Consider the following 25,157-nt stretch of genomic DNA (forward strand, 5'->3'; position numbering starts at 1 on the left):
TTATGGTTTAGCTTTAAATTCGTTATAGCCGCCATAATCGTTTACCGTGGTATAGCTCAATTGGTTAATGCTGGTTATTGAACTGTCCTGAATTTCATGGAATTCCGTGGCGCCGGGCGCAATCATTTTACCTTTTGTGGCCATTTTTTTACCGCCAGAGGTAAAGGTAATATTGACCAGGGAAACGTAGAATTTCGATGGATTGGTCACTTCTACGCCGCCGCTTTTCATTTTCCAGTGCAGCGTTTCCATTGCGTCTGCTGCTGACCCAGGAAGATCGTTCGGACGGTAGAACAATTTTATGCGTGAGCGAAAGGCAATATTAAGCTTGCTTTTCTCGTCCATGTCTTTGGCTTTTGCGGGGACTTCCAGCACATTTAAGTAAAATACAGACTCGCGGTCTGTTGGCATTGTCGCTGAGCCAAGATAACTGATACGCAGAGTTTGCGCTTTACCCGCGTCAATACGATTAATAGGCGGCGTCAAAATAAAGGGGGTTTTTTGACTGGCTGCATCATCCGGGTTTCCGCTGTCGATCCAGCTTTGTATCAGTACCGGGTTGTTATTTTGATTGGATACCGTCACCGTGACTTCTTTTTTTCCGGCTGGGTAAACTACGCGTGTGCCATCTAGCACAATACTGGCGTTGGCAATATTGCCAAGACCCGTCATCAATATTGAGCATAGTGTAACGGAGATAATTTTGGCGTAATAAGACATATCCAGTTCCTTGGAAAAAAGGGGGGGAAGCCCCCCCTGTGTTTAATTATTGGTAAGCTAACTCGTAAACGGCAACACCTTTCACAAGACCAGCGGTCGCCGCTGCTGAACCATTGTTTTTGTATTGCACGTGATACTGCATCTTGGCCGAAGTGGCATTTGCAGCCACGGAGGTATATTTATAACCAGTATCGCTAATAGCTTTACCCAACGGTACTACAGATTTAGTGCCCGATACTGCTTCATGCAGCAGTTCAAGACCAACGTTGGTTGCTGCTGTTGCGCCTGTTTCCAGGTTTTTCAGCGTTGAAGTGGTGGTGTCGATGTTGGTGGAGTTATCCGGGAAGTACGCGGTCACGCCAAACGCGGTTGTGGCAGAAGTACAGCCGGTCAGATCTAATGAGAACGCAGTTGGACCTGCGGTATTGTTTGTAGCAGCCAGCGCGCTTTTCGGTACGGTTGGCAGTACTACGGTGCCGGTTGCGCTGGAGCCACCATTCAGTACAACCTGGCAGGTCTGGTCAGAGATTTTACCGGTAAAGGTAATGGTACCGCCAGTTGCTGCGTTTGCGACATTTGCCAGAGACATAGCGGAGGCAATAGAGGCGACTAACAGAATCTTTTTCATAAATATTCCCTTTGATATGAACTTACTCGTTGTGAATGATAATTATCAGCAATAATTACTGCTGCATAATTATCAATTTTTTATTAAGTACTTCAGGATGAATTACTGCGCTATCCTTTTTCTACCTAATGCTTTCCCTACTTTCCAATTATGTGTTTATGGAATTTTTGTACTGCAAAAATCATTTGTACTATAATTCGTAAATAGCAATGCCCGTGACCTTGCCGGATTTTACTGAGCCAGTACCACCAGTGTTAATATATCGTACGGCATAATTCATTGTGGCGGAGGTCGTATTCGCAGGGATGATCTGCGCATCATAATTACCGACTGACCAACCTAATGGTATGACTTTATCGGTCGTGCCCATTTTGTATATTAACTGGAGGCTAACGCCGGTGGCAGCGGTTACCCCCGTTTCCTTATTAACCAGGGTTCTTGCGTTTATATTCTCATTATTGGGAAAATAAGCGATTATACCAAATGCGGTTGCGCTGGCCTTGCAGTCGATTATTTTAAGCTGAAATGGGGTTTTACCTGCCACATCCCCATTACTTGCCAGTGCTGACTTAGATACCGTAGGCAGTCTCACCGTTCCGCTCGCACTGGTTCCATCGTTTAATTTAACCTGGCAGGTCTGATCGGTAAGTTTACCGCTAAAATTTACCGTACCATTAGTGGCCGCACTGGCGGTATTTACCAGAGATATTGCTGCGGTGACAGATGCCACTAAAAGTAATTTTTTCATCACTATTCCCTTTGGTATGCTACTATTCCGTAAGTTAATGATTGAGATATTGCTTTTATTGATACGCTAATTCGTAAACGGCGATGCCTTTGACTTTTCCGGGTTTTACGATTGCACCAGCTTCATATGAGTTAATATATTGTACGGCATAGTTCATAGTTGCAGATGTTGCATTTGCTGCCACTGTAGTAAATTTATAGTGGGCATCAGTGATTGGCTTTCCTATCTGCAGCGCCGTCTCGGTAGAGCCGACTTTTTGAAGTATTTGAAGGTTGACATATTCGGCTGCCGTTGGGCCTGTTTCCTGGTTTAACAATGTACCTGAATTATCAATTGAATATGAATTACCTGGGAAATATGCTGTTACCCCAAATGATGTCGTGCTGGCCTTACAGCCAGTCAATTTTAATGTAAACGGTGTTTTACCCGCTGTATCCCATGTAGTGACCAGTTTTTCTTTAATCACAGTTGGCAATGTCACCGTACCACTCGCGCTGCTTCCATCATTCAGTGTAACCTGGCAGGTCTGATCGGTAAGTTTACCACTAAAATTTACCGTACCATTAGTGGCCGCACTGGCGGTATTTACCAGAGATATTGCTGCGGTGACAGATGCCACTAAAAGTAATTTTTTCATCACTATTCCCTTTGGTATGTCACTATTCCGTAAGTTAATGATTGAGATATTGCTTTTATTGATACGCTAATTCGTAAACGGCGATGCCTTTGACTTTTCCGGGTTTTACGAGCGAACTACCCGAAGTATTGTAGTTAATGTATCTTACGCTGTACTCCAGGGTCGCAGACGTTGCGTTGGCGGCAACGATGGTATATTTGTATTCGGAGTCAGTAATTGGTTTTCCCAAATGGATCTGTGTCTCGCTAGTGCCGTCTTTTTTATATATTACCAGCATAACCCCGTCTGCCGCCGTTGTACCGGTTTCCAGATTTTTCAGGAAACCCAAGCTACTACCAATACTTTGTATATATGAAGTAGAAGGAAAATAGGCTAATACGCCAAATGAAGTCGTGCTGGCCTTACAGCCGGTTAACTTTAATGTAAACGGCGTACTGCCTGCTTGATCCCACTTGCTGGGCAGTTTTTCTTTTGGCACCGTTGGCAATGTCACTGTACCGCTCGCGCTGCTTCCATCATTCAGCGCAACCTGGCAGGTCTGATCGGTGAGTTTACCGCTAAAATTTACCGTACCATTAGTGGCCGCACTGGCGATATTTACCAGAGTTATTGCTGCTGTGGCAGATGTCACTAAAAGTAATTTTTTCATCACTATTCCCTTTGGTATGTCACTATTCCGTAAGCTAATTCTTGGCGATATTTTTTTGGTTATTGATACGCTAATTCGTAAACGGCGATGCCTTTGACTTTACCCGCTGTGACGGGCGAACTACCCGTAGTACGGTAGTTAATGTATCTTACGTTGTACTCCAGGGGCGCAGACGTTGTGTTGGCGGCAACGGTGGTATATTTGTAGCCAGAGTCAGTGATGGGTTCTCCCAAATTGATCTGCTTCTCGGTAGTCCCATTCTTTTGATATATTGTCAGCATAACCCCATCTGCCGCCGTTGTGCCGGTTTCCAGATTTTTCAGGAAGCCATAATTGTTAGCATCTTCTATATATGCAGTTTGAGGAAAATAGGCTAATACGCCGAATGAGGTGGTGCTGGCCTTACAGCCGGTTAAGTTTAATGTGAACGCAGTTTTACCTGCCTGAGCATACTTGGCAGCGAGTTTTTCTTTTGGCACCGCTGGCAATGTCACTGTGCCGCTCGCGCTAGTTCCGTTATTCAGTACCACCTGACAGGTCTGGTCGCTGAGTTTTCCGCTAAAGTTCACCGTACCGCTGGTGGCTGCATTAGCGATATTTAACAGAGATATTGCTGCTGTGACAGACGCCACTAAAAGTAATTTTTTCATCACTATTCCCTTTGGTATGTCACTATTCCGTAAGCTAATTGTTGATGGTGTTCTTTTATTAGTTATTGATAATATAATTCGTAAACGGCGATGCCTTTGACTTTACCCGCTTTTACGAGCGAACTACCCGAAGTATTGAAGTTAATGTATCTTACGCTGTACTCCAGGGTCGCAGATGTTGCGTTGGCGGCAACGGTGGTATATTTGTAGCCGGAGTCAGTAATTGGTTTTCCCAAATTGATCTGTGTCTCGGTACTGCCGTCTTTTTTATATATTGTCAGCATAACCCCGTCTGCCGCCGTTGTGCCGGTTTCCAGATTTTTCAGGAAGCCCAAGTTAGCACCAACACTTTGTATATATGTAGTAGAAGGAAAATAGGCTAACACGCCAAATGAAGTCGTGCTGGCCTTACAGCCGGTTAACTTTAATGTAAACGGCGTTTTACCTGCCTGAGCAAAAATCGCGGAGAGGTTTCCTTTTGACACCGTTTGCAATGTCACCGTACCGCTTGCGCTGGTTCCGTTATTCAGTACTACCTGACAGGTCTGGTCGCTGAGTTTTCCACTAAAGTTCACCGTACCGCTGGTGGCTGCATTAGCGATATTTAACAGAGATATTGCTGCTGTGACAGGTGCCACTAAAAGTAATTTTTTCATCACTATTCCCTTTGGTATGTCACTATTCCGTAAGTTAATTATTGATGATGCGTTTTATATTGGCTATTGATACGCTAGTTCGTAAATGGCAATACCTTTGACTTTGCCAGCAGTTACAGGTCCGATAGCTGTATTTATGTATTTCACAGCATAATTCATTGTGGCCGAAGTTGCATTGGCGGCAACAGTGAAATATTTATATGTGCTATAATTTGCCGGCTGGCCCAAGGGAACCGCTGTTTCAGTTGTGCCATTTTTTTGCAATAATTGGAGAGATACCCCTGTCGCTGCGTCCGCACCTGTCGCGATATTTTTCAGAGTTTGTCCATTTATATATATTGAATTTGGGGGGAAGTATGCTGTCACCCCAAATGCAGTTGCGCTGGCCTTACAACCGGTTAAATTCAGCGTGAACGCTGTCTTGCCTGCAGTAGTGAACGAGGATTTTAACAGCTCTTTCGACACGGTGGGTAATTCCACCGTACCGCTTGCGCTGCTTCCGTTATTCAGCACAACCTGGCAGGTCTGGTCGTTGAGTTTACCGCTAAAGTTAACCGTACCATTAGTGGCTGCACTGGCGGTATTTACCAGAGATATTGCTGTTATAACCACCGGCACTAAAAGTAAGCTCTTCATCGATTTTCCCTTCGATTTAACCCTGTCCATTAGTTAATCATTGATGATACTTTCGAGTAAAAGTTTTAATTTAAGTTGTGATGTTTTCTACTCAATCATTCTGCTCATGGATGATTCAAAGGTCTTTGTACGCTGTAATGGATACTCTGCGCCGTTTTTAGAGAACTGCCTGCGCTTACAGTAGAGTTCCATCACCATTTCGTTAGCGATCATGTAGCCTTTGCCGGTAATACGCATAATAAAGTTATCCGGCAGACCAACGAGCGCCAATTTATTTTTCAGATTATGCATCACCTGCCACAAACGCTGGCTGGAACAGCTCAGCCCGTTATTTTCCCAGACCTGGATTTGCAGGGTTTTATCCGGGACAATTTCACCAACGGCATTGGCCAGCAGGTATTCCAGCAGGTTTGCCATGGTCGGTCTGAGGTATTCAACCGCTTTTCCCGGTGTTTCGGGGAGCAGTAGACATCTTTTAAACGGCAGGAACTCAACTTCGTTGCGTTCGCCAAGACGATATCCATACACTGTAAGTTTGACCATTGTCCTTAATCTTCCTTCTCATCCTGGAAGGGCTGATTAAGACTGACCGGCGCTCCTGCCTGCTTAATCATAATTCTTCTCTGTGTTGCTGACGGGGTGAATGTTATTGATTTTTCCGTTCGTTAATCAACTTTATTTCATTAAACCATAGAATCAAGGTGGAATACTAAATTGTCGATTATATCTAGTGTAAAATTTTATTTATCTTGTAACGAACGAAGCTTTGTATGGTTACGCTGATTTGATTCGTGCCTGAACTCACAAAATCTTCATCCTTTTATACTAAAATAATTATCCTGTTTTTTAGCCTGTTAGTGGTTTTTAATTCGAATTGTTTTGTTTGTGTTAATAATTAAACAGGGTAAATAAATGGGGTTTATATTGGCGTTCAATGTATTGATGTGCGGAATATATTTCAGTGGGCAGTAAAGAATAGCGATTCCCGTAATAATTAGGAAGCGAAAACGTAGCGAATAGCATTTTTCATCCATTGACATGAATGGTATGGGTAGAGATATTTATTGGAGAAATAGAATATGCGTTGTGGGAGTAGAAAGGCGGCGGGCCTGTAAAACCAGCTTCAATGCACGCGGCTTACAAACCCGGGGGGATTTAGCTGGTAATACCCGTTGGGATATCATCTGCCCATTGTGTTGCGGTGGTGATCAATTCAGCCACCACGCTGCGGTTGAAACCGAGCCGATGGCCCAGCGCGCTGACATCCTCCCATTTATGATTTTCATACAGTTGCGCCAGGTGCAGATAAGGATAGAGTGGGCCACGTTTCTCTTTGAGCGCCATCATGACATTGCTTGAGACGTCAATCTGGCCAATCAAATCCGCCATCGGCATTTCGAAGATATCGTCCAGTTGTGAGAACAGGCCAACAATAAAGGCATCATCCGATGAATGTCGGCTGATGGAACGGGCGGCGGCCAGTTCGCAGAATTTTCCGCGAATCAGGCAACGGTGGTAGATTTCATCGGTTTTGCCGACATTCACCGACGTTAAGCAGGCCACCAGCACGAACCGGCGTAGCTCATTCGCGCCAAGATAAAAGATGATGTCTTTGAGCGACTGGCTGCGAAAGTTTTTAATGCCGCGCGCGTTGAAGACGATGTTCTGCGCGTAGCGCATCAGTTTGAAAGAGAGCGCAAGGTCCTGTTTCAGCAGCGCTTCGATTCTGGCGAAGTCCGGTGAGTCAGTATTCACTTCCTTCATCAGCTTTAAGGTTACAGACTGATTCTGGATAAGCTTGTTGTTAGCGTGAATGACCGGCTTGCTGAAAAAGTGCCCCTGAAAGAGGGTGCAGCCGAGGTTACGGTAGCACTCATACTCTTCCTGCGTTTCAACCTTTTCCGCCAGAAAAACCGTGCCTTTGAGCAGCTCAGCTTTGCTTTCGATGTACTCTTTGATCTCTTCCGGCGTGCTCATGCGCACATCAAATTTGATGATGCTGACATAAGGCAGAAAGTCGTTCCACGTATTGCCAAGTTCAAAATCGTCCAGGGCGATACGAAAACCATGCTGATAAAGCTGTTTTACGGTCTTAAGCAGGCGCGGCGTGGGTTCAGCCGTTTCGAGTATTTCCACGATCACGCGATCTTTGGGCAAGGTCTCCGCCATGCCCTGTACTAACAGTTCATAGGGGAAGTTAACGAAGATCGCGCTGTATTCCTTGAGGCGGCCCAGCGGCGCACCAAGAAATTGTTCTACGATAATTTGGGCAGTGGCATATTCCGGAGTAACGTCAGGAAACCGGTTCGTCATGCTGTCTCTGAACAACAGCTCATAACCGACTGTGTTCATATTTTCGTCAAAAATCGCCTGGCGGGCGACAAAAGAAAACATTGGATACTCCATACAGATGCCTGTAGATATCAAAACCCGGTTAAACAGGTATGTAACCGGTTAATCCCCCAGCATTTTCTCTTACCGATGAAAGGGAAGCCTGGACGAAAATGGCAAAGACGCATGTGGGTCTTACAGAAGGCAGTATCTTTTGTAAACTTCTTAGGGACTTAAGTCAAATCCCATCTACGTTTACAGGGTATTATTGAGCCGGTTTTCTGAAAAAATGTTCAGTTCGCTAAAAAAATAACCCGATTGCCTGCAATCGGGTTTTTGGTGAGGGGAACCCGATTATGACCGAGAGACAACGCCGGCTTTTTCCAGCATAGCGTGTAACAAGACATTTGCCCCGGCCGTGACCTGTTCCGGCGCGGAATATTCTATCTCATTGTGACTGATGCCATCTTTGCAGGGAATAAAAATCATGCCAGCAGGTGCGAGCATGCTCATATACACCGCGTCATGTCCGGCACCTGAGACGATATCCATAGAAGAGTAGCCTAATTTTTGGGCTGCCCGCCGCACGGCCTCTTTACAATCCGGGTGGAAAGGCGCGGCAGGGTAGTGGGAGACCTGTTGCAGCGCAACGCTCAGCCCGGTTTGTTGTTCAGTCTGCGCAATGTATGCTTTTAAGGCCGCATCCATTTTGTCCACCCCGGCGTCGGTCATATTGCGAAAGTCGATGGAGAATTTCACACTGCCGGGCACGACGTTGCGGCTGTTAGGATGCACCTGTACCATGCCCACGGTCCCGCGTCCGTGGGGCGCAAATTGCCCGGCAATATTGACCACTTCCTGCATGATATGTGTGGCAACCTGCAGAGCATCTTTGCGCATCGCCATGGGCGTTGGCCCGGCGTGAGACTCCATCCCCGTGACGGTACAGTCATACCAGCGAATACCGAGCACTGCCTGCACCACGCCGATGGTGATGTCCTGATCTTCAAGGATGGGGCCTTGCTCGATATGGGCTTCAAAATAGGCGCCGATAGGGTGGTCGCCCGGTACAACGTCGCCCGCATAACCAATTTTGAACAGCTCATCTTTCACTGATTTTCCTTCAGTGTCGGTTGCGGCATAGGCCGTCTCCAGCGGGAAGATACCCGCGAAGACGCCAGAGCCCATCATAACCGGCACAAAGCGTGAGCCTTCTTCGTTAGTCCAGAAAACCATCTCCACCGGCGCTTCGGTTTCAATACCGCGATCGTTCAGGGTACGAATAACCTCCAGTGCCGAGAGCACGCCAAAGTTGCCATCGAACTTGCCCCCGGTTGGCTGGGTGTCGATATGGCTACCGGCGACAATCGGCAGCAGGGCGTTGTTGCGGCCTGGACGGCGCATGAAGACGTTGCCGATCTGATCTATTTCGACCGACAGCCCGGCCGCTTTGCCCCAACTGACGACCAAATCTCGACCCTGACGGTCGAGGTCGGTCAGCGTTAAGCGGCAGACTCCGCCTTTGGGCGTGGCGCCAATTTGCGCGAGGTCCATTAACGATTGCCACAAACGCTCGCCATCAACCCGCAGGTCACTGATATCAATGCTGTTCGTATCTGGTGAAACGACTTCACTGCTCATGGTTATTTCCTCAATGTCAGGTGATTAGCGGGTGACGGCCTGCGGCGCGCGCTGGCGCTCCCATGCAGCCGCTGCGCTGAAATCCGGGCCGAACGCCGGACGTTTGATATAGCGCCCCGCGCCTTCGCGGGCGCGCAGGTCGCCATCAGCCCATACCAACTGGCCCTGGCTGATGGTGAAGGCCGGTACGCCGGTTACCGTACGTCCTTCGAAAATATTAAAATCGTTGCGCGAATGATGAGTGCTGGCGGAGAGCGTTTTGCTGCCCGCCGGGTCCCAGAGCACCAGGTCTGCATCGGCGCCCTGCGCCACACAGCCTTTACGCGGATAAATATTGAAGAGGCGCGCGGTATTGGCGGAGGTAATCGCCACAAACTCGCTCGGTGTCAGGCGTCCGCTGTTGACTCCCGCATCCCAGATGACCGCCATGCGTTCTTCCACGCCGCCGCAGCCGTTGGGAATTTTTGTGAAATTATCGCGGCCCGCCGCTTTCTGGTTGGCGCAAAAAGTGCAATGGTCAGTGGCGGTGGTGTGGAGCTGACCAGATTGCAGGCCGTGCCACAGCGCTGACTGGTGGGATTTATCGCGAAACGGCGGGCTCATGACGTGAGCGGCGGCAAAGCCAAAGTCCGGATGGCGGTAGACGCTGTCGTCAATGACTAAATGCCCGGCAAGAACTTCGCCATAGACGCGCTGCCCGCGACCACGCGCGCGCGCGATGGCTTCAGCAGATTCGCGGCAGGAGACATGTACCACGTAAATTGGCACACCCATAATGCTGGCGACCGTGATGGCGCGGTTGGCGGCTTCGCCTTCCACTTCCGGCGGGCGGGAGAGGGGGTGGGCTTCCGGGCCGGTGATGCCTTGCTTGAGCATCTCTTGTTGCAGCAGGTAAACCATCTCGCCGTTTTCCGCGTGTACTGTCGGCATCGCCCCCAGTTCCAGGCAGCGGCGGAAGCTGTTCATCAGGGTTTCGTCATCGCACATGATGGCGTTTTTGTAGGCCATAAAGTGTTTGAAGCTGTTAACGCCTTCCTGTTGGACCAGCGTGCCCATGTCCTGGCTTACGCTTTCGTCCCACCAGGTTATGGCGACGTGGAAGCTGTAATCGGACGCCGCTTTTTCCGCCCAGCCGCGCCATTGGTGATAAGCGTCCATCAGCGGTTGCTGTGGGTTAGGGATGACGAAATCGATGATAGTGGTTGTGCCGCCCGCCAGTGCGGCAGCGGTGCCGCTGTAGAAGTCATCGACCGTGGTGGTGCCCATAAACGGGAAATTCATATGGGTGTGCGGGTCAATGCCGCCAGGCATGACGTACAGCCCACCCGCGTCTACGGTTTCGGTTCCGGCGGGGATGTCCCATTGGGATGCATCGCCAACGGCCGCAATGATACCGTCGACACAGAGCACATCGGCACGACGCTGATGGTCGGCGTTGACGACGGTTCCGCCTTTGATCAACAGGTTACGCATTCGTTTTCTCCTGTAGTGCTTTGGTTTGATTAGTTATGTTCTTTTCCCCTCACCCTAACCCTCTCCCCAAAGGGGCGAGGGGACTGGATCGAGCCCACTCTCACTGAGTGACAGGATTCGCGCCGGGCCTGCTTTTCTCCCTCTCCCTTGAGGGAGAGGGTCGGGGTGAGGGGGAGCAGGCCGCACACCGTCAACTACGCCGTGGCGGTCATCGGGTTATTCGGGTGCGTCGTCCAGTTGGCGTACTGGTCCGTTACCACCTTGCCGGTACGCTTATCCACTTCGCCGGGCTGTAGACTGCGCAGTGAAATGCAGTTCTCCACCGGGCAAATCGAGGCACACAGGTTGCAGCCGACACAATCTTCTTCGCGCACTTCGAAACGCCGTTCGTCACCTGTGGTGGCGGAAATCGCCTGGTGCGACGTGTCCTCACACACCAGATGACAGCGCCCGCACTTAATGCACGACGCCTGGTCGATCACCGCTTTATCTACGTGATGGAGGTTGAGATAGCGCCAGTCGGTAACGCTTGGCAGTGCCATGCCGCGAAAGTCTTCGAGGGTCCGGAATCCTTTCTGGTCCATGTAGTTTTCAAGGCCGCTTATCATGTCGCGCACAATCTGGAAGCCATGAACCATCGCGGCGGTACAGACCTGCACCGTTGCGCACCCCAGCGCGATAAACTCCGCCGCATCGCGCCAGGTGGAGATGCCGCCAATGCCGGAAATCGGCAGACCACGGGTTTGCGCGTCGCGGCCAATTTCCGAGACCATATTCAGCGCAATCGGCTTCACCGCCGGGCCGCAATAGCCGCCGTGAGAACCCTGGTTGCCGGTATGCGGCGACATCAACATCTGATCGAGATCGACGCCAATCACTGAATTAATGGTGTTGATAAGCGACACGGCATCCGCGCCGCCCGCTTTCGCGGCTCTCGCCGGGTAACGAATGTCGGTGATATTCGGCGTCAGTTTGACGATCACCGGCAGGCTGCAATATTGCTTGCACCAGCGGGTGACCATTTCGATATATTCCGGCACCTGGCCGACCGCCGCGCCCATCCCGCGCTCGCTCATGCCATGCGGGCAACCGAAGTTAAGCTCGATACCGTCTGCCCCCGTGGCTTCTACCTGCGGCAGAATGGTTTTCCACGCTTCTTCTTCGCAAGGCACCATGATCGACACCACTACCGCCCGGTCGGGCCAGCGTTTTTTGACGCGGGTAATCTCTTCAAGGTTGATGGCCAGCGTACGGTCAGTGATAAGCTCGATATTATTCAGTCCCAGAACGCGTCGATCGGTCCCGAGTAAAGTGCCGTAGCGCGGCCCACTGACATTCACCACATGCGGATCCAGCCCGAGCGTTTTCCACACCACGCCGCCCCAGCCCGCCTGAAAGGCGCGTTCCACGTTGTACTCTTTGTCGGTAGGCGGCGCAGACGCCAGCCAGAACGGATTGGGGCTTTTGATGCCCAGAAAATCGGTATGCAGACTAGCCATGAGAGTGCTCCTGAAATGAGGTGGCGTTAGCGGCGTCGGAGATAGTGAGGGCCAGCGCGATAGAGCGGGCGGCGAGTTTGCCCTGGCGTACGGCATCGACCGTCAGGTCAAGACCACCTGCACAGCAGTCACCTCCGGCCCAGACGTCCGCCAGCGAGGTGCGACCGCACTCGTCGGTGGCAATACGCCCGTGTTTAAGTTGAATGGTTTGCCCGACAGGGGCGCTGTCGAAGGTCTGACCGATGGCTTTAAGCACCATGTCGGCCTCCAGCGTGAAGGTCTCATCGCTGACTTCCCCTTGCCGCACCACGCTGAATGTCACGCCGGTCAGTTGGTGATTGCGCTGCTCGAAGCGCAAAGGGGCGGCCCACAGGCGTATCGTTACACCATTAAGCTGTGCCCACTGGCGCTCTTTTTCTGAAGCTTTCATCTGTGCTTCGCCACGGCGATAGACCAGCGTGACTTCCTGAGCGCCAAGCTTTTTCGCCTGAACGGCGGCATCGACGGCGGTCATGCCGCCACCAATCACCACCACTTTGCGGCCAACGGGGAGCTCGCTGAGATCCGCGCACTGGCGCAACCTGGCAATAAACTCCACCGCTTCACAAACGCCTTCGGGTTCTGCGTCGTCGGTTTCCAGTCGGTTAACACCCGCCAACCCAAGGCCGAGAAATACCGCGTCGTGGCTGGCCCGTAACTGCGCGAGGCTGAAATCTTCGCCCAGCGTTTTACCCGTGTGCAGCGTAATGCCGCCGATGGAGAGCAGCCAGGCCACTTCGCGAGCGGCGAAATCGTCGGTCACTTTATAGCTGGCAAGGCCGTATTCATTCAGACCGCCTGCTTTGCTGCGGGCATCAAAGAGATCCACGTTGTGGCCTGCTATCGCCAGATGATGAGCGACGGTAAGCCCGGCGGGACCGGCGCCGACCACGGCAACACGCCTGCCGGTTTCAGGCCCACGAACGAACAGCGGTTTACCGGGGTTAGCAAAAAAATGATCGGTGGCGTGGCGCTGAAGCAGGCCGATATTAAGTGGGCGACCATCCTGAGCGTTACGTACGCAGACTTGTTCACACAAGGTTTCGGTAGGGCAGACGCGGCTGCAGATCCCGCCTAACACATTGGCGCGTAAAATGACCTCTGCCGCACCGCGATCGTTGCTCTGGGCGATGCGCTGGATAAAGCTCGGTACATCAATATCCGCCGGGCAGGCCCGCGAACAGGGGGCGTCAAAGCAGTAGTAACAGCGTTCTGCTTCAATCACCGCCTGGGTGGCCGTTAACGGGGGCGCGCAGTCCGCAAACTCGCGGGCATACGCGTCGGGAGCAAGCCGTGCGGCCTGCATCCCCTGGGCGTGGCTACCTGAATCGTTGCTCATCATGCTTCTCCTGAATTGTCAGTGGGGTTATCTCTCCCCGCGTTAAAATCCTGACCAGATGGTTAAGTTTTCGCGTAATAACCATGCTAATTACGTGCCATTTGCGACAAGTTTGCTGCATGACGCGTAAATTCAGGCGAGCAGAGAAACATGAACAAACTAACCGGGCTTTTATTGCTGTCTTTTGGTGCATTTCGCACCTTATTTGACGCTAATTGCTGCATTTTGCGGCAAGATTATTCAAGGCCGCAGATCCGCCAGACGCAACGCAATACATGTTCTGTCGCCCGTTGCTGTGCCGTCTTGCTGTGCGAGTCCTCTCCCAGCACGGCGGCAATCTGGATATCAAAATCCGCATAGGTTTGGGTCATCGACCAGACGGTAAAAAAGAAATGGGTGGTGTCCATCGCAGAGAGCTTGCCGAGCGCAATCCAGCCATCCAGGATGCGGGCCTTTTCCGCTACCAGTTGTCGAAGTTGTGTTTTTAGCAGTGGGTGAACCACCTGCGCGCCTTGCAGGATCTCATTAGCGAACAGGCGGGAGGCTTCCGGGCGGGCAAAACTAAAGCCGATCTTTTTACGGACATACTCTTCCAGCGCGGTTTTGGGATCGGCGCGGGCCGAGATCCCCTCCAGCGGCGCCAGCCAGTCGTGCAGAATGCACTCCAGCACGCGCAAATAAAGGGTTTGTTTATTGCCAAAATAGTAGTGAAGATTGGCTTTGGGCAGGTCAGCGGCATCGGCAATCTGTTGCATGGTGGTGCCGCGAAATCCATAACGGGCGAAGACCCGTTCGGCTGCGGGCATAATGATCGCCTCGTTATCCTGGCGAATACGCCCTTTCTCCAGCGAGACCGCAATGCCGCTCAGCAGGCTTTCGTTCATGACAGGCTCCAGTGAAATCCGCCCTCCCTGGCGGGGGAGGGGTTATTTCAGCTTCGCCGCGGCATCCCAGACGGTATGGGTCATCGCGCTGTCACCCGGATCTTTTTTGATTACCGGGGTATCGCCACCGCTGTGCAGTAAAACATCAATGGTGCGACGGTAGGCCGCCGGGTCGAGATAGCCGATTTTCGGTGTGTTGGCGTTGGTGATGAGCTTCGCCACGTTCTCCATCTGGCGAGTCTGTACCTCTTCGGTGGCGGCGCCGGACGCATCTTCAGCAACCACGATTTTCGCCGCCTCTTGCGGGTGTTTCACCGCGTAATCCCAGCCTTTGAACGAGGCTTTGAGGAACTTGGCCATTTTGGCGACGAACGCCGGGTCTTTCAGGCTGGAATCCAGCACATACAGGCCATCTTCGAGGGTAGAAACGCCCTGATCCTCATACGGGAAGGTGATCAGATCCGCTTCTTTCAATCCTGCGTCGATCAACTGCCAGTATTCGTTGTAGTTCATGGTGGAAATACAGGCTGCCTGATCCTGCAACAGTGGATCGACGTTAAAGCCCTGTTTGAGGATGGTAATGTCTTTGCCCGGTTTCAGGTTCAGTTTGCTCATCCAGTTGAAGAAGGGGTACTCATTACCGCCGTACCAGACGCCCAGTGTTTTACCTTTGAAGTCGGCAGGTGTTTTAATGCCGCTCGATTTTTTACAGGTCAGCATCATCCCGGAACGATCGTAAACCTGGGCAATGTTCACCAGCGGCACGCCCGCCTCGCGTGAGGCCAGCGCATCTGGCAGCCAGTTGACGATGACATCCGCGGATTTGCCAGCAATTACCTGAACCGGGGAGATATCCGTACCGCCGGGTTTGATCGTGACATCCAGTCCTTCCTCTTTATAGAACCCTTTTTCCTGTGCCACGTAGTAGCCAGCGAATTGCGCCTGCGGTACCCATTTCAACTGCAGCGTGACTTTCTCTGCTGCGTGTGCTGAAAAGGTAAAAGCCACAGACATTGCCGCCAGCAACAACCCCCGGCGAAAAGCGGAACGTTTCATCATGGGATAACTCCTCGGGTTAGTGTGCATCATCATGTTTTTATGTTGTTTTACTTTTCCGTTGCCATCCCGCGAATCGAGGGATGCCAGAAATTTACGCGGCGATCGAGCCGGACCAGCAAGGTGTAAATCAGCGAACCGGCCAGCGAAGACACCACAATCGCTGACCACACGATGGGCATATGCATGCGCGCCGATTCTGTGGAGATACGAAAGCCAAGCCCGGCGGTCGGTGAGCCAAAATATTCGGCGACGATGGCGGTAATCAGCGCCAGGGTGGCGTTCACTTTCAGGGCGCTAAAAATAAAAGGCAGTGCGGCGGGCAGGCGCAGCATGCGCAACTGCTGATGGGGCGTTGCGGCGTAGCAATACATCAGCTCTTGCTCAAGCCTGCCGCTTGCTTTCAGCCCGGCAAGCGTGCTGACCAGCGCCGGAAAAAAGGTCACCAGAATGACCACGGCAGCTTTTGACGGCCAGTCGAAACCAAACCACATCACCGCGATAGGCGCGACGCCGACCAGTGGCACGGTGCTGGTCAGGCTGGCGACCGGCAGCAGCCCGCGTTGCAGGAAGGGTAATCGGTCAATAAGCAGCGCCACGCCAATGCCTAAACCACAACCCAGCAGATATCCCACCAGCACCGATTTGAGGACCGTTTGTACCAGGTCACCCGCCAGCAGTGAGACGCCGTCGACTAACGCCGTGAGAATATCCAGTGGCGCAGGCAGGATGACCTGCGGAACGGCAAAGCCAGTGACCAGAATCTGCCAGAACCACAGCAGCCAGATACCGAGCAGCGCGGCGACGGCGGCAGGCGGGACCGGGGCGCTCGCCAGTCGCTGTACGCTGACGGCGGCAAGCAGCGCCAGGGCGAGGGTGCTCAGGCCATTAAACGGCAACAGCGCAAGCCAAAGTGCGCTGCCTGCGAGCGCAGCGGCGAACAGCACGCTACGCAAAGCCGTCTGTGAACAGGCCAGCAGCGAACAGACAACAAGCAGCAGCGCGTGGAAACGAAGCCCATAAGCGGCATCGCTGTCTCCGCTTAACTGAATCAGCGACAAAACGGCAACAATGAAGGCGCTGACTAACAGCAGGGTGCCGGGCGTTGTATTTTTTTTCATCATGCCCCCTTACGCTGGCGCATCACCAGCCGTTCGGTCAGGGTTACCAGCCCGGTTAATGCCAGACCCAGCAGGGAGGCCATCACCAACGCAGACCAGATCTGAATGGTGTTGCCGTAATAGGAGCCTGTGAGCAGCCTTGCCCCCAGTCCGGCCTGTGCGCCGGTGGGCAGCTCCGCCACCATCGTGCCGACCAGACCACTGGCAATGGCGACGCGAAAGGCCGGAAAGAGATAGGGCAAAGAGGAGGGCAGACGCACCATCCAGAAGATATCGACCCGTCTGGCGGCATAGGTATGCACCAGTTCCATCTCCATTTTTTGCGGCGAACGCAGTCCCTGCACGGTGGCGATGGTGACCGGGAAAAAGCACAGGTACATGGCGATGGTTGCTTTGGGGAGCATACCTGTAACCCCCAGACTGCCGAGAATAATCAGCACGATGGGGGCAATCGCCAGTACCGGAATGGTTTGCGAGGCGACAATCCACGGCATCAGCGCTTTATCGAGCGTCCGTGAATGGACAATGCACACCGCCAGCAGTACGCCTAGCACTACGCCCATGGCGAAACCGGTCAGCGCGGCGCTGGCAGTCACCCAAGTATGCAGTAATAGGTTGCGAGGCGAAGTGAGCGGCCACTGGGTGATGCTGTTCCAGATATCAATAACCAACTGATGCGGCGCGGGTAGCAGCGGGCGGGTGGCATTGAGGGAGGCGGCAATCAGGTCTGTACTTGTCCAGGGGCCGCGCGGGGTCAGTACACGGTCGATCACCCCGGAAGCATTCAGGGCGAAGGCCAGCACGTACCAGAGGATCAACGCCACCAGCAATACGCTGCCGACGGGCAGAACGTGCAGATGCAGACGCTGACTAATGGTCATGATGTCCCTCCACCAGTGCTTCGCGCACGTCGGCGGCGAGCTGTAAAAACGCGGGGGTATCGCGAATGGCAAGGGAGCGCCCGGCCGGAAGCGGAGAGTCAATTACCTTCACAATTCTGCCCGGACGCGGCGACATCACCACAATTTTGGTCGACAGGTAGACGGCCTCGGAAATGGAGTGGGTCACAAAGACCATCGTGCGCTGTTCGTTAAACCACAGTTGTTGTAATTGCTGGTTGAGGTTGTCGCGCGTCAGTTCATCCAGCGCGCCAAAGGGTTCGTCCATCATCAGAATTTTGGGTTCAAAACCCAGCGCACGGGCAATGGAGACGCGCTGTTGCATGCCGCCGGAAAGCTGCCACGGATATTTTTTCTCAAAGCCTTTTAGCCCGACGCGTGCCAACTGCTCGCGGGCGATTTCGTCGCAGCGCTCCGGCGGCACGCCCTGGATTTGCAGCGGCAGTTTGACGTTGGCCAGCACGGTGCGCCATGGCAACAGGACCGGGGCCTGAAAGACATAGCCGTAGGCCCCCGCCTGGCGTGCCTCCGAAGGCGACATATCGTTAACCAGCACTTCACCGGAGGTGATGGGTTCGAGGTCTGCAATGGCACGCAATAACGTGGTTTTGCCACAGCCGGAAGGGCCGATAAACGAGACAAACTCCCCCTGGCGAATGGTCAGGTTAATGTCTTTGAGCGCATGTACCGGCTGGTCGGCTGCCGGATAAATCACGTTGGCCTGGTTTACCCTGATGGCAGGCCGTGCGGTGGCGGTTGCCGGTTTTAACGGTACGACCGCAGATTCCTCTGCATAGATCAACTGGCTCATTCCAGGCCTCCCCTGTTTTTTGACTAACTGGTTAAGTTTGTTTCTCTATGCCATTTTTGTGCCAGGCGTTAAAAGGCGGTTTTTCGCGGTTTTTGACGGCAAGATAAGGTTTTTTGATGGCTAAATTGGTGCAAATGTCGACAATGGTGCGTAGTCGTGGGGCAAGGGTGTGTGGGGAAGTTGGGCCGAATTCGGTGAAAAAAGAAGCGCTAGTGTGCAGGTTACACGCCCCCTTCGCAAAGGGGGAGTGACAGTCTGGATATGACGGTGTGGCAGATGAGGTTAGAGCCCGTATAAGGCGGCTATCAGTCCGACTATTCCGCCTGCGGCCAGTAAAATCAGCGGCGAAAGGCGGGTTTTCAAAAACAGGACAATACAGACCGCAATCGTGGCGAGTTGCAGATAATTATGGATCACCGCTCCGGCGACCAGCGCTCCGCCGGAGATAACCAGCCCGACCGTCAGCGGGATTAACGCATGGTTTAATACGCGTTTCATTTTCTCGTCGGTGTTCTTATTCCATAAGGTTACGCACGCCACCACGATCAGTGACGAGGGGATGAACTGGCAAACGGTTGACACCATCAGCCCGGCGATGCCCGCAACACGCCAGCCGACCAGTGAGGTAATCATCATATTGGGGCCAGGCGCGGCCTGGGCGAGGGCGAACAGTTCGCTGAACTCCCGTGAGGTCATCCAGTGATGCACGTCGACCACCTGGCGTTGCAACTCAGGGATAATGGCATTACCGCCGCCCAGGGCTAAAAACGAGAGCTGTAAAAAAATGAAGGCGAGGGAAAACAGCGTTGTCATGATGTGTGTTTCCGGTAGCTCAGCATAATACTCAGCGGCACGGCGACCAGTAAGACTGGCAGCAGCGGCAGGCGGAAAAGGGCAATCGCAACAATGATCCCGCCAAGAATAAGCCACGATGTCAGCGCACGCGGCATTGAGCGCAGGATTTTCAGGCCAGTAGCAATGATAAGCCCCGCGGCAGCGGCGGATATACCGGCAAAGACCGAGGCGACCAGTGGGTTGTCATGCCAGAGCAGCCAGATATTGCCAAGACAGACGATGACCAGCAGCGGTGCGGTCAGTAACCCCACCAGCGCGACAAATCCCCCTTTTATGCCATGAAATTCTACCCCGGTGGCGACGCATAAATTCACGGCATTTCCGCCAGGCAGAAACTGACACAGCCCCAGCAGTTCGGCAAAGCGTTGTTCTGATAGCCAGCGCTTTTTTTCCACCAGCGCCCGGTGCATAAGCGGCAACACCCCGCCAAACCCGGTCACTCCTAACATAAAACAGGCCAGCCAGAGCTGCCCCAATGTGGGTTTCGCGTCAGGCGACGCGGACATCTTCTTATTTTCTTGCACAACGACCTACCTTTAATGGCCGGATCCCTGGCGATCGATAACCCATTTGTAATCTTGATGAAATTACAGGAATTTCATCGGCAGAAAAATGATCGCCGCCGGGATCCGCAGCGACAGATATCGCAAGAGGGCGAAGGGACGGCGGGATTTCATCTACGCTAAGGAGACGGATCAACATGCAGGAGGTGCTATGGCTGATATGAATCGTCGCTGTTTTATGAAGATGCTTTCTGGCGCTGCGCTGACGACTCCCTGGTTGCTCGAGGCGGCTGAAAAGGGGCAGTCCGCGGCAGCTTCGGCTCCCGTGACCGGGGCTTTCTTGCTTTCGCCAAAAGAGTGGGTACCCAATAATCCTGTGTTGCCCGTGTTGCTGTATCGTCAGGTGATTCCGGGGCGGGCAACAGCCCAGGACGCACAGCAGTTGTTTGCGAAAAATGGCTGGCCGCCGCAATGGGTGGACGGGGTATTTGATTACCACCACTACCACAGCACGGCGCATGAGGTGCTGGGGATTGTCGGCGGTGAAGCCAGGCTAATGTTGGGTGGTCCGGGTGGTAAAGAATTGACCGTGCGGGCGGGTGATGTGGTGGTATTACCTGCCGGGACGGGGCACTGTAATCTCGGCAGTAGCGCGGATTTTTCCGTCGTCGGCGCGTATCCACCAGGGCAGGATTTCGATCTCTGCCGTGATGCAGCCGATGCGCAAAGGTTAGCCGCGATTGCCAGTGCGACATTTCCTCATAGCGACCCGGTTTTTGGCGCGCAGGGATTGCTTTTAGAGCAATGGCTTTAATCGTGTTGCCAGGAATTTTCTTGTTTTATGGCAGGGCTAACTTTGCGGTCTACGCTTAAAGCGCATTAGGAATGCAAAGCTCTCTGTGTATGTAATGATGGTCTTCTCTATTGAAAGACATTGTTGGATAAAAGGTTTTGGACATGTTGCGGCCAGCTCGTGAGAGCTGGCTTTTTTTTGGACATTTAGTGGTTTTTTTTGGAACCTTTAGGAAATTATGATCGCCGTCATAATTCTGAAAAGCTGGTATGATCTGCTTATTGCCAGGAATTTTCCGATAGACTACTATGGCTTCACCCCCAGACAGAGCTAACGCCACAATAGATAGTGAGTGCCGGAGATAAGCGCCGGGAGGGTAAATAAACTTGAAGTATTTGCTCGACTTAAAACACCAGGCCCTGGCATCTGCCAGGGCTTAATCGTTTTTAGCGCCGCTGTTTTTATTCATCCTGTGCATTTCGTTATTCTCCTTCGATCGCCGGAGATCCTGTTTATCGTTGCGCTTTGCAATAACCTCTTCTATACACTGCATATTCACGTCGTTACACTTGCGCGACATCCGGCACTGAACCACTGAGAATCCCTATGGATATTGAGAAAATCAAGCAACTGATCAAACTGGTCGAAGCGTCAGGCATCTCCGAACTGGAAATTTCCGAAGGCGAAGGGTCGGTGCGTATCAGTCGCGCGGTCGCTACCCCTGCGACACAGCATACGTATACCCTCCCCGTAATGCCGCAACCAGCACAGTCAAACGCAGTTGCGCCAGTCGTAACCACAGTGGCGGCAGAGTCTGCTGCCGCACAAATCAGTGGTCACATCGTGCGTTTCCCTATGGTCGGGACCTTCTATCGCACGCCGAGCCCGGATGCCAAAGCGTTCTGTGAAGTCGGCCAGAAAGTGAATGTGGGCGATACCCTGTGTATCGTTGAAGCGATGAAAATGATGAACCAGATCGAAGCGGACAAAGCAGGAGTAGTGAAGGCGATTCTGGCGGAAAGTGGTCAGCCGGTTGAGTTTGACGAGCCGCTGGTCGTCATCGAATAACGCGACTGACGACCGGCATATCAGGATGCTCTACTACCCTAACGGACGAGTGCGATGTTCGCCTGGACCGGGGGGGGCTGGCGAAAAAAATCCTCATGCAGCGCAACCTGGTTACGCCCGCGTTTTTTCGCTGTATAAAGCGCGGCGTCGGCGGCGCTGTACAGGTTTTCAAAATCACTGTTTTTCATGCCAAGGCTGACACCGAAACTGGCGGTCACCAGTTGTTGCGGTAAGACATCCAGCGGTGATGCATTCAGGGAAGAGTGAATGTAACTGGCAATGATCATCGCATCTTCAATACGGGCTTCCGGCAGTAAAATCGTAAACTCTTCACCGCCGACGCGACCAATGGATGCACTTTCCGGCAGCGCGCGGCGAATGCGCGACACCAGCGCGCAAATCACCCTGTCACCCGTGGGGTGACCATATTCATCATTGATGCGTTTGAAGTGATCAATATCCAGCAGGATCAGGGCGACGTTTGCCTGCGTCAGAGATTTATTGATGTGGTTGATGATGGCACTGCGGTTAAAGACGGCGGTGAGCGGGTCGTGCGTGGCCTCATACTCAAGCTGCGCCGCCAGTTTTTGCAGTTGCTCATTCATACGGTTCAGTTCACGTTCCGCACGGTCGCTGCGGCTGATCACGCGGTAGGATTCGCGGATCAGGCGTTGATAATGCTTCGCCACGCTCCACAGCTTTTCACGACAGGCGTCTGCGGGCAGCGTGGCGTCTGCCGCCGCCAGGCGAGCCTCTTCGAGTACGGAATATTCCTCCTTGAAAAGCTCATTAATATCTAGCATGCGTCAAGATCCGGGATAAGAAAGACCGCCAGGGAAGGGAAGTCGATACGTAACTCCTGACCGAACTCTTCGGAAATATCGTCTTCCTCGTCATAGTACCAGTGCAGCTCGCAGGCGATACCGCCTTTCGCAAAGCCGTTCAGACACTCGAACAGTTCAAATAACAGCTTGGTGCTGGAGCTATTGAAATAGCTCAGCGCGACATGCAGACGAACCGGTTCATCGGTGGCCGGTTTGTCTTGCAGCCAGTTCTCAATGGCCTGCAACAGCGGGCGAAAGAACGCCGCGGCATTTTCAGGATAGGCTTCACCTTTAAGCACCAGACGATGTGCTGAAAAATCAAAATTCACTTCCGGTGTGGCCTGGGTTGCGGGCTGCTCAATGGAAGAGGTTAATGTCATATCAGTCATGGCAAAACGTTGCCTTTAGGTGAAAGGCGGACAACGGACTGGCCGCCAGTGGATGAATGCGATACTCCAGTGGCTCACTGGTATCCCGCGCCATGGTCAACAAACCAATGTTCGCGCCCTTGCTTGTGGCGGGTGCTTCACTGCGTAATCCCTGTTTCCAGGCATTGCGGATTTCCGCCTGGGTCATTGTGCGCAGGACTTCGAGGTTTGTTTTTAGCAAAGAGGATTCTTCCGGGCCAACCAGATTTGCGGTTTCGAGGTAATAATTTGCCTGGTCGGTGTGAAAACACAGTGAACCATAGCGCAATTCATCCTGGCCCGTGCACAGAAAGCGTTCATCCGATGAATAGCGAACGATGTTTTGCCCCATCTCGATAAAGACGGAGAATAATTTGCGACGCGTCGCAGAGGAGGCTTCATGTTTATCCAGCCACGTGCGCATCACGTCACCCATCGACACAATGTGCTGTTGGGAAAAATAGCCCGTGTAAAAAAGCTCGACAGCGCTTTGCCGCTGAAGAGTAAAAAGGGGGAGCAAAACCGCTTCTTTGACCTGCAGGTCGCTTATTTTCATTTAATTTATCACCAACGGAAACCAAACCAGGTCATGTCATCACGCGCGGATTGCTTGCCCTGCCAGCTCGTCAGCGCCAGGAGTAGCGCCTCGGAAATGGATGACATTGGCAGCGCACGTTGCTGCAATAACAATGACTGAATACGCTTCTTACCAAACATTATTTCCCGCGGACCGCCAATCTGATCGGTTACGCCATCGGTTACGATCAACAACTGATCGCCGCGACGTAACGGACGCTGATGACGACGCCACTGATAATCTGTGGCCGTATCTGAATAGCCGATACCTTTGCGATCGCCGTCAAGATTAACGACCTCTTCGTCGTCCGCGCCGAGCATAAAGGCATGCATACGCGCGTTAGACCAAATGAGTTGCTCATTTTGCGTATCGACAAACACGGCGATGGCGTCACAACCGTCGTTGGACTGGCCCATATCTGCGGTGGGATGACTCTGGCTCAACGTCTGTTTTATATAATGGTTGATTGACGCGAGCAGGCGATCTGGCTCGTGGGCCTGCGCCTGAGTCAGCGCTTTTTCGAGCGCAGACGAAAAAATAAAGGTCATAAACGCACCGGGAACGCCGTGTCCGGTACAGTCGGCCAGCACCAGAAGCCAGCCGTTTTCGCAGCGCTGAAAGGCGTAAATATCGCCGCCTACACAATCACGCGGGTGCCAGTACAGACACCAGTCATTCAGCGTTTGCTCAATGTTTTGCCGTGAGCGGCTGAGCATGGACTCCTGAATGATGCGCGCATATTCAATACTTTGCATGATTTGCATATGCTGTTTCGCCTGCAAATCCGATACCGTGCGAATCAGATCAAGACCGAGGCCAATGCCGATGTATTGGTTGTCTTCGGTAAGGATAAACCCCTCGGTAATCGCTTTATCGCCCGTTTCGATGACGCGCTCGGCCAGGTAATCCAGGCCTGCGTCAGCCTCGACAATGAGCGGCGTTTTATCCATAAACGCGATGCAGCTTTTCTGGTCATACAGTTCATGGAAAAACGGACGGCTCATCTGCGAAAGAAAAATGTGGCGATTAATCATGCCAATAGGGCGATTCTGTTCAAGAACGGGTAAGCCAATCAGTGACTTATGTTCGGAGAACATCGACATGACCTGCACATTATTTGCTTCGGGGGTTACGTGCGGAACGGCAATACGTAACACGCCCGCAGTAAGCTGCCGCGATGAAAGAGGTATATCCATGATCCTGCTGTTTTCCTTGATAAGAATAATCTGAGGATAAAGCCTGATTGTGACGGTTTCATTGCAGCGGATTACAGATGATTATTACGGTAGATTATTGTTCCTAAAGGCAAATCACAGCCACTTTGCCAGAGGCAAAAAAAAGCCCGCACGTGACGTGCGGGCAAATAATACTGGAAGCAATGTGAGCAATGTCGTACCGAATACCTGAGCGATTCACTCAACTATTCGGTGATGAGAAAGATAATCTTTATCATCTTGGTTATCAACCCCAAATTTTGTGCAACTTTCAAAAAAGTGGCAGGGAGGGGTCTGCGGCTGTTCCCTCTCCCTCAAGGGGTGAGGAATCCCCACAAAAAATGCGAGCACGATCGGTCCCCTCTCCTCTTTGGGGTGTACGGTCCGGAGACATAGTGAACGCTTGTTCGGGGACATGGTAGACACTTACAACTGAGGCATAAGAACCCGTTTATGGAGTCACTTATGCCCTGGGATGCGAGAGATACCATGTCATTAC

Annotated in this window: 27 protein-coding genes; 2 read left to right on the top strand and 25 right to left on the bottom strand. The window is 52.4% G+C overall.

Features of this window, described 5'->3' with window-relative positions; genetic code table 11:
• The 21 genes from ABU190_RS25360 to ABU190_RS25460 form a co-directional block, all read right to left on the bottom strand.
• A complete protein-coding gene (locus tag ABU190_RS25360) occupies positions 1–720 on the bottom strand; it encodes a fimbria/pilus periplasmic chaperone (RefSeq protein WP_354692722.1) in 720 nt (239 codons plus the stop codon).
• Positions 721–766: 46 nt separating this feature from the next.
• The gene (locus ABU190_RS25365; RefSeq protein WP_354692723.1) at positions 767–1,348 is read right to left on the bottom strand and encodes a fimbrial protein; all 582 of its coding nucleotides are present in this window, start codon (positions 1,346–1,348) and stop codon (positions 767–769) included.
• A 190-nt stretch (positions 1,349–1,538) separates the two neighbouring features.
• Entirely contained in the window at positions 1,539–2,096 is a 558-nt protein-coding gene (locus tag ABU190_RS25370; RefSeq protein WP_354692724.1) for a fimbrial protein, read from the bottom strand.
• A 55-nt stretch (positions 2,097–2,151) separates the two neighbouring features.
• The gene (locus tag ABU190_RS25375) at positions 2,152–2,733 is read right to left on the bottom strand and encodes a fimbrial protein (RefSeq protein WP_354692725.1); all 582 of its coding nucleotides are present in this window, start codon (positions 2,731–2,733) and stop codon (positions 2,152–2,154) included.
• A gap of 55 nt (positions 2,734–2,788) precedes the next feature.
• Positions 2,789–3,382 (bottom strand): fimbrial protein, encoded by a 594-nt coding sequence (locus tag ABU190_RS25380; protein WP_354692726.1) that lies wholly within the window; start codon positions 3,380–3,382, stop codon positions 2,789–2,791.
• Between the two features lie 59 nt (positions 3,383–3,441).
• Complete coding sequence (locus tag ABU190_RS25385; RefSeq protein ID WP_354692727.1) at positions 3,442–4,032, bottom strand: fimbrial protein; 591 nt, start codon at positions 4,030–4,032, stop codon at positions 3,442–3,444.
• A 62-nt stretch (positions 4,033–4,094) separates the two neighbouring features.
• On the bottom strand, positions 4,095–4,688 hold the full coding sequence (locus ABU190_RS25390; RefSeq protein WP_354692728.1) for a fimbrial protein: 594 nt from the start codon (positions 4,686–4,688) through the stop codon (positions 4,095–4,097).
• Between the two features lie 63 nt (positions 4,689–4,751).
• Entirely contained in the window at positions 4,752–5,324 is a 573-nt protein-coding gene (locus ABU190_RS25395) for a fimbrial protein (RefSeq protein WP_354692729.1), read from the bottom strand.
• An 87-nt stretch (positions 5,325–5,411) separates the two neighbouring features.
• Positions 5,412–5,867 (bottom strand): helix-turn-helix domain-containing protein, encoded by a 456-nt coding sequence (locus tag ABU190_RS25400; RefSeq protein WP_296414722.1) that lies wholly within the window; start codon positions 5,865–5,867, stop codon positions 5,412–5,414.
• A 612-nt stretch (positions 5,868–6,479) separates the two neighbouring features.
• Positions 6,480–7,718 carry an EAL domain-containing protein gene (locus tag ABU190_RS25405; RefSeq protein ID WP_354692730.1) on the bottom strand — a complete coding sequence of 413 codons (1,239 nt, stop codon included), beginning with the start codon at positions 7,716–7,718 and terminating at the stop codon, positions 6,480–6,482.
• Positions 7,719–8,009: 291 nt separating this feature from the next.
• Complete coding sequence (locus ABU190_RS25410; RefSeq protein ID WP_354692731.1) at positions 8,010–9,296, bottom strand: Zn-dependent hydrolase; 1,287 nt, start codon at positions 9,294–9,296, stop codon at positions 8,010–8,012.
• 24 nt (positions 9,297–9,320) lie between these two features.
• Positions 9,321–10,769 (bottom strand): dihydropyrimidinase, encoded by a 1,449-nt coding sequence (gene hydA, locus ABU190_RS25415; RefSeq protein ID WP_354692732.1) that lies wholly within the window; start codon positions 10,767–10,769, stop codon positions 9,321–9,323.
• A gap of 194 nt (positions 10,770–10,963) precedes the next feature.
• On the bottom strand, positions 10,964–12,268 hold the full coding sequence (preA, locus tag ABU190_RS25420) for an NAD-dependent dihydropyrimidine dehydrogenase subunit PreA (protein ID WP_354692733.1): 1,305 nt from the start codon (positions 12,266–12,268) through the stop codon (positions 10,964–10,966).
• On the bottom strand, positions 12,261–13,649 hold the full coding sequence (locus ABU190_RS25425) for an NAD(P)-dependent oxidoreductase (protein WP_354692734.1): 1,389 nt from the start codon (positions 13,647–13,649) through the stop codon (positions 12,261–12,263). Before ABU190_RS25425 ends, preA begins: the two co-directional genes overlap by 8 nt.
• Before the next feature lie 233 nt (positions 13,650–13,882).
• Complete coding sequence (locus ABU190_RS25430; RefSeq protein WP_354692735.1) at positions 13,883–14,530, bottom strand: TetR family transcriptional regulator C-terminal domain-containing protein; 648 nt, start codon at positions 14,528–14,530, stop codon at positions 13,883–13,885.
• Positions 14,531–14,572: 42 nt separating this feature from the next.
• A complete protein-coding gene (locus tag ABU190_RS25435) occupies positions 14,573–15,589 on the bottom strand; it encodes an ABC transporter substrate-binding protein (protein WP_041852249.1) in 1,017 nt (338 codons plus the stop codon).
• A 47-nt stretch (positions 15,590–15,636) separates the two neighbouring features.
• Positions 15,637–16,710 carry an ABC transporter permease gene (locus ABU190_RS25440; protein ID WP_354692736.1) on the bottom strand — a complete coding sequence of 358 codons (1,074 nt, stop codon included), beginning with the start codon at positions 16,708–16,710 and terminating at the stop codon, positions 15,637–15,639.
• Complete coding sequence (locus ABU190_RS25445) at positions 16,707–17,588, bottom strand: ABC transporter permease (protein ID WP_041852248.1); 882 nt, start codon at positions 17,586–17,588, stop codon at positions 16,707–16,709. Before ABU190_RS25445 ends, ABU190_RS25440 begins: the two co-directional genes overlap by 4 nt.
• A complete protein-coding gene (locus ABU190_RS25450) occupies positions 17,578–18,417 on the bottom strand; it encodes an ABC transporter ATP-binding protein (RefSeq protein WP_071193935.1) in 840 nt (279 codons plus the stop codon). The genes ABU190_RS25445 and ABU190_RS25450 overlap by 11 nt, the downstream gene beginning before the upstream one ends.
• A 282-nt stretch (positions 18,418–18,699) precedes the next feature.
• The gene (locus ABU190_RS25455) at positions 18,700–19,230 is read right to left on the bottom strand and encodes a chromate transporter (protein ID WP_296414733.1); all 531 of its coding nucleotides are present in this window, start codon (positions 19,228–19,230) and stop codon (positions 18,700–18,702) included.
• Positions 19,227–19,778 carry a chromate transporter gene (locus ABU190_RS25460; RefSeq protein WP_354692737.1) on the bottom strand — a complete coding sequence of 184 codons (552 nt, stop codon included), beginning with the start codon at positions 19,776–19,778 and terminating at the stop codon, positions 19,227–19,229. Before ABU190_RS25460 ends, ABU190_RS25455 begins: the two co-directional genes overlap by 4 nt.
• 208 nt (positions 19,779–19,986) lie before the next feature.
• Here ABU190_RS25460 and ABU190_RS25465 point away from each other — a divergent pair, with 208 nt between their 5' ends.
• The gene (locus ABU190_RS25465) at positions 19,987–20,589 is read left to right on the top strand and encodes a cupin domain-containing protein (protein ID WP_271850193.1); all 603 of its coding nucleotides are present in this window, start codon (positions 19,987–19,989) and stop codon (positions 20,587–20,589) included.
• Positions 20,590–21,174: 585 nt separating this feature from the next.
• Entirely contained in the window at positions 21,175–21,636 is a 462-nt protein-coding gene (gene accB / locus ABU190_RS25470; RefSeq protein ID WP_354692738.1) for an acetyl-CoA carboxylase biotin carboxyl carrier protein, read from the top strand.
• 38 nt (positions 21,637–21,674) lie between these two features.
• Here accB and ABU190_RS25475 read toward each other — a convergent pair whose 3' ends face one another.
• The 4 genes from ABU190_RS25475 to ABU190_RS25490 are packed head-to-tail and all read right to left on the bottom strand — an operon-like array spanning position 21,675 to position 24,640.
• Positions 21,675–22,439, bottom strand: coding sequence for a GGDEF domain-containing protein (locus ABU190_RS25475; protein ID WP_335255545.1), 765 nt, complete (start codon positions 22,437–22,439; stop codon positions 21,675–21,677).
• A complete protein-coding gene (locus ABU190_RS25480; protein ID WP_071193932.1) occupies positions 22,433–22,849 on the bottom strand; it encodes a DUF1987 domain-containing protein in 417 nt (138 codons plus the stop codon). The genes ABU190_RS25475 and ABU190_RS25480 overlap by 7 nt, the downstream gene beginning before the upstream one ends.
• A complete protein-coding gene (locus tag ABU190_RS25485; RefSeq protein ID WP_041852240.1) occupies positions 22,842–23,423 on the bottom strand; it encodes a SiaB family protein kinase in 582 nt (193 codons plus the stop codon). Before ABU190_RS25485 ends, ABU190_RS25480 begins: the two co-directional genes overlap by 8 nt.
• 8 nt (positions 23,424–23,431) lie before the next feature.
• A complete protein-coding gene (locus tag ABU190_RS25490; RefSeq protein WP_296414737.1) occupies positions 23,432–24,640 on the bottom strand; it encodes a SpoIIE family protein phosphatase in 1,209 nt (402 codons plus the stop codon).
• Between the last annotated feature and the right edge of the window lie 517 nt (positions 24,641–25,157).

Origin of the sequence: Phytobacter sp. RSE-02 (genome assembly GCF_040578655.1) — a bacterium.
GTDB classification, from domain to species: domain Bacteria; phylum Pseudomonadota; class Gammaproteobacteria; order Enterobacterales; family Enterobacteriaceae; genus Phytobacter; species Phytobacter diazotrophicus.

Coding starts and splice junctions, on each gene's coding strand:
- ABU190_RS25365 (WP_354692723.1), bottom strand. CDS start 1,348: ATGAAAAAGATTCTGTTAGTCGCCTCTATTGCCTCCGCTATGTCTCTG.
- ABU190_RS25375 (WP_354692725.1), bottom strand. CDS start 2,733: ATGAAAAAATTACTTTTAGTGGCATCTGTCACCGCAGCAATATCTCTG.
- ABU190_RS25425 (WP_354692734.1), bottom strand. CDS start 13,649: ATGATGAGCAACGATTCAGGTAGCCACGCCCAGGGGATGCAGGCCGCA.
- ABU190_RS25405 (WP_354692730.1), bottom strand. CDS start 7,718: ATGTTTTCTTTTGTCGCCCGCCAGGCGATTTTTGACGAAAATATGAAC.
- ABU190_RS25385 (WP_354692727.1), bottom strand. CDS start 4,032: ATGAAAAAATTACTTTTAGTGGCGTCTGTCACAGCAGCAATATCTCTG.
- accB (WP_354692738.1), top strand. CDS start 21,175: ATGGATATTGAGAAAATCAAGCAACTGATCAAACTGGTCGAAGCGTCA.
- ABU190_RS25435 (WP_041852249.1), bottom strand. CDS start 15,589: ATGATGAAACGTTCCGCTTTTCGCCGGGGGTTGTTGCTGGCGGCAATG.
- ABU190_RS25465 (WP_271850193.1), top strand. CDS start 19,987: ATGGCTGATATGAATCGTCGCTGTTTTATGAAGATGCTTTCTGGCGCT.
- ABU190_RS25475 (WP_335255545.1), bottom strand. CDS start 22,439: ATGCTAGATATTAATGAGCTTTTCAAGGAGGAATATTCCGTACTCGAA.
- ABU190_RS25460 (WP_354692737.1), bottom strand. CDS start 19,778: ATGTCCGCGTCGCCTGACGCGAAACCCACATTGGGGCAGCTCTGGCTG.
- ABU190_RS25480 (WP_071193932.1), bottom strand. CDS start 22,849: ATGACTGATATGACATTAACCTCTTCCATTGAGCAGCCCGCAACCCAG.
- ABU190_RS25380 (WP_354692726.1), bottom strand. CDS start 3,382: ATGAAAAAATTACTTTTAGTGACATCTGCCACAGCAGCAATAACTCTG.
- ABU190_RS25450 (WP_071193935.1), bottom strand. CDS start 18,417: ATGAGCCAGTTGATCTATGCAGAGGAATCTGCGGTCGTACCGTTAAAA.
- ABU190_RS25440 (WP_354692736.1), bottom strand. CDS start 16,710: ATGATGAAAAAAAATACAACGCCCGGCACCCTGCTGTTAGTCAGCGCC.
- ABU190_RS25390 (WP_354692728.1), bottom strand. CDS start 4,688: ATGAAAAAATTACTTTTAGTGGCACCTGTCACAGCAGCAATATCTCTG.
- ABU190_RS25455 (WP_296414733.1), bottom strand. CDS start 19,230: ATGACAACGCTGTTTTCCCTCGCCTTCATTTTTTTACAGCTCTCGTTT.
- ABU190_RS25395 (WP_354692729.1), bottom strand. CDS start 5,324: ATGAAGAGCTTACTTTTAGTGCCGGTGGTTATAACAGCAATATCTCTG.
- preA (WP_354692733.1), bottom strand. CDS start 12,268: ATGGCTAGTCTGCATACCGATTTTCTGGGCATCAAAAGCCCCAATCCG.
- ABU190_RS25445 (WP_041852248.1), bottom strand. CDS start 17,588: ATGACCATTAGTCAGCGTCTGCATCTGCACGTTCTGCCCGTCGGCAGC.
- ABU190_RS25490 (WP_296414737.1), bottom strand. CDS start 24,640: ATGGATATACCTCTTTCATCGCGGCAGCTTACTGCGGGCGTGTTACGT.
- ABU190_RS25400 (WP_296414722.1), bottom strand. CDS start 5,867: ATGGTCAAACTTACAGTGTATGGATATCGTCTTGGCGAACGCAACGAA.
- ABU190_RS25410 (WP_354692731.1), bottom strand. CDS start 9,296: ATGAGCAGTGAAGTCGTTTCACCAGATACGAACAGCATTGATATCAGT.
- ABU190_RS25485 (WP_041852240.1), bottom strand. CDS start 23,423: ATGAAAATAAGCGACCTGCAGGTCAAAGAAGCGGTTTTGCTCCCCCTT.
- ABU190_RS25370 (WP_354692724.1), bottom strand. CDS start 2,096: ATGAAAAAATTACTTTTAGTGGCATCTGTCACCGCAGCAATATCTCTG.
- ABU190_RS25360 (WP_354692722.1), bottom strand. CDS start 720: ATGTCTTATTACGCCAAAATTATCTCCGTTACACTATGCTCAATATTG.
- hydA (WP_354692732.1), bottom strand. CDS start 10,769: ATGCGTAACCTGTTGATCAAAGGCGGAACCGTCGTCAACGCCGACCAT.
- ABU190_RS25430 (WP_354692735.1), bottom strand. CDS start 14,530: ATGAACGAAAGCCTGCTGAGCGGCATTGCGGTCTCGCTGGAGAAAGGG.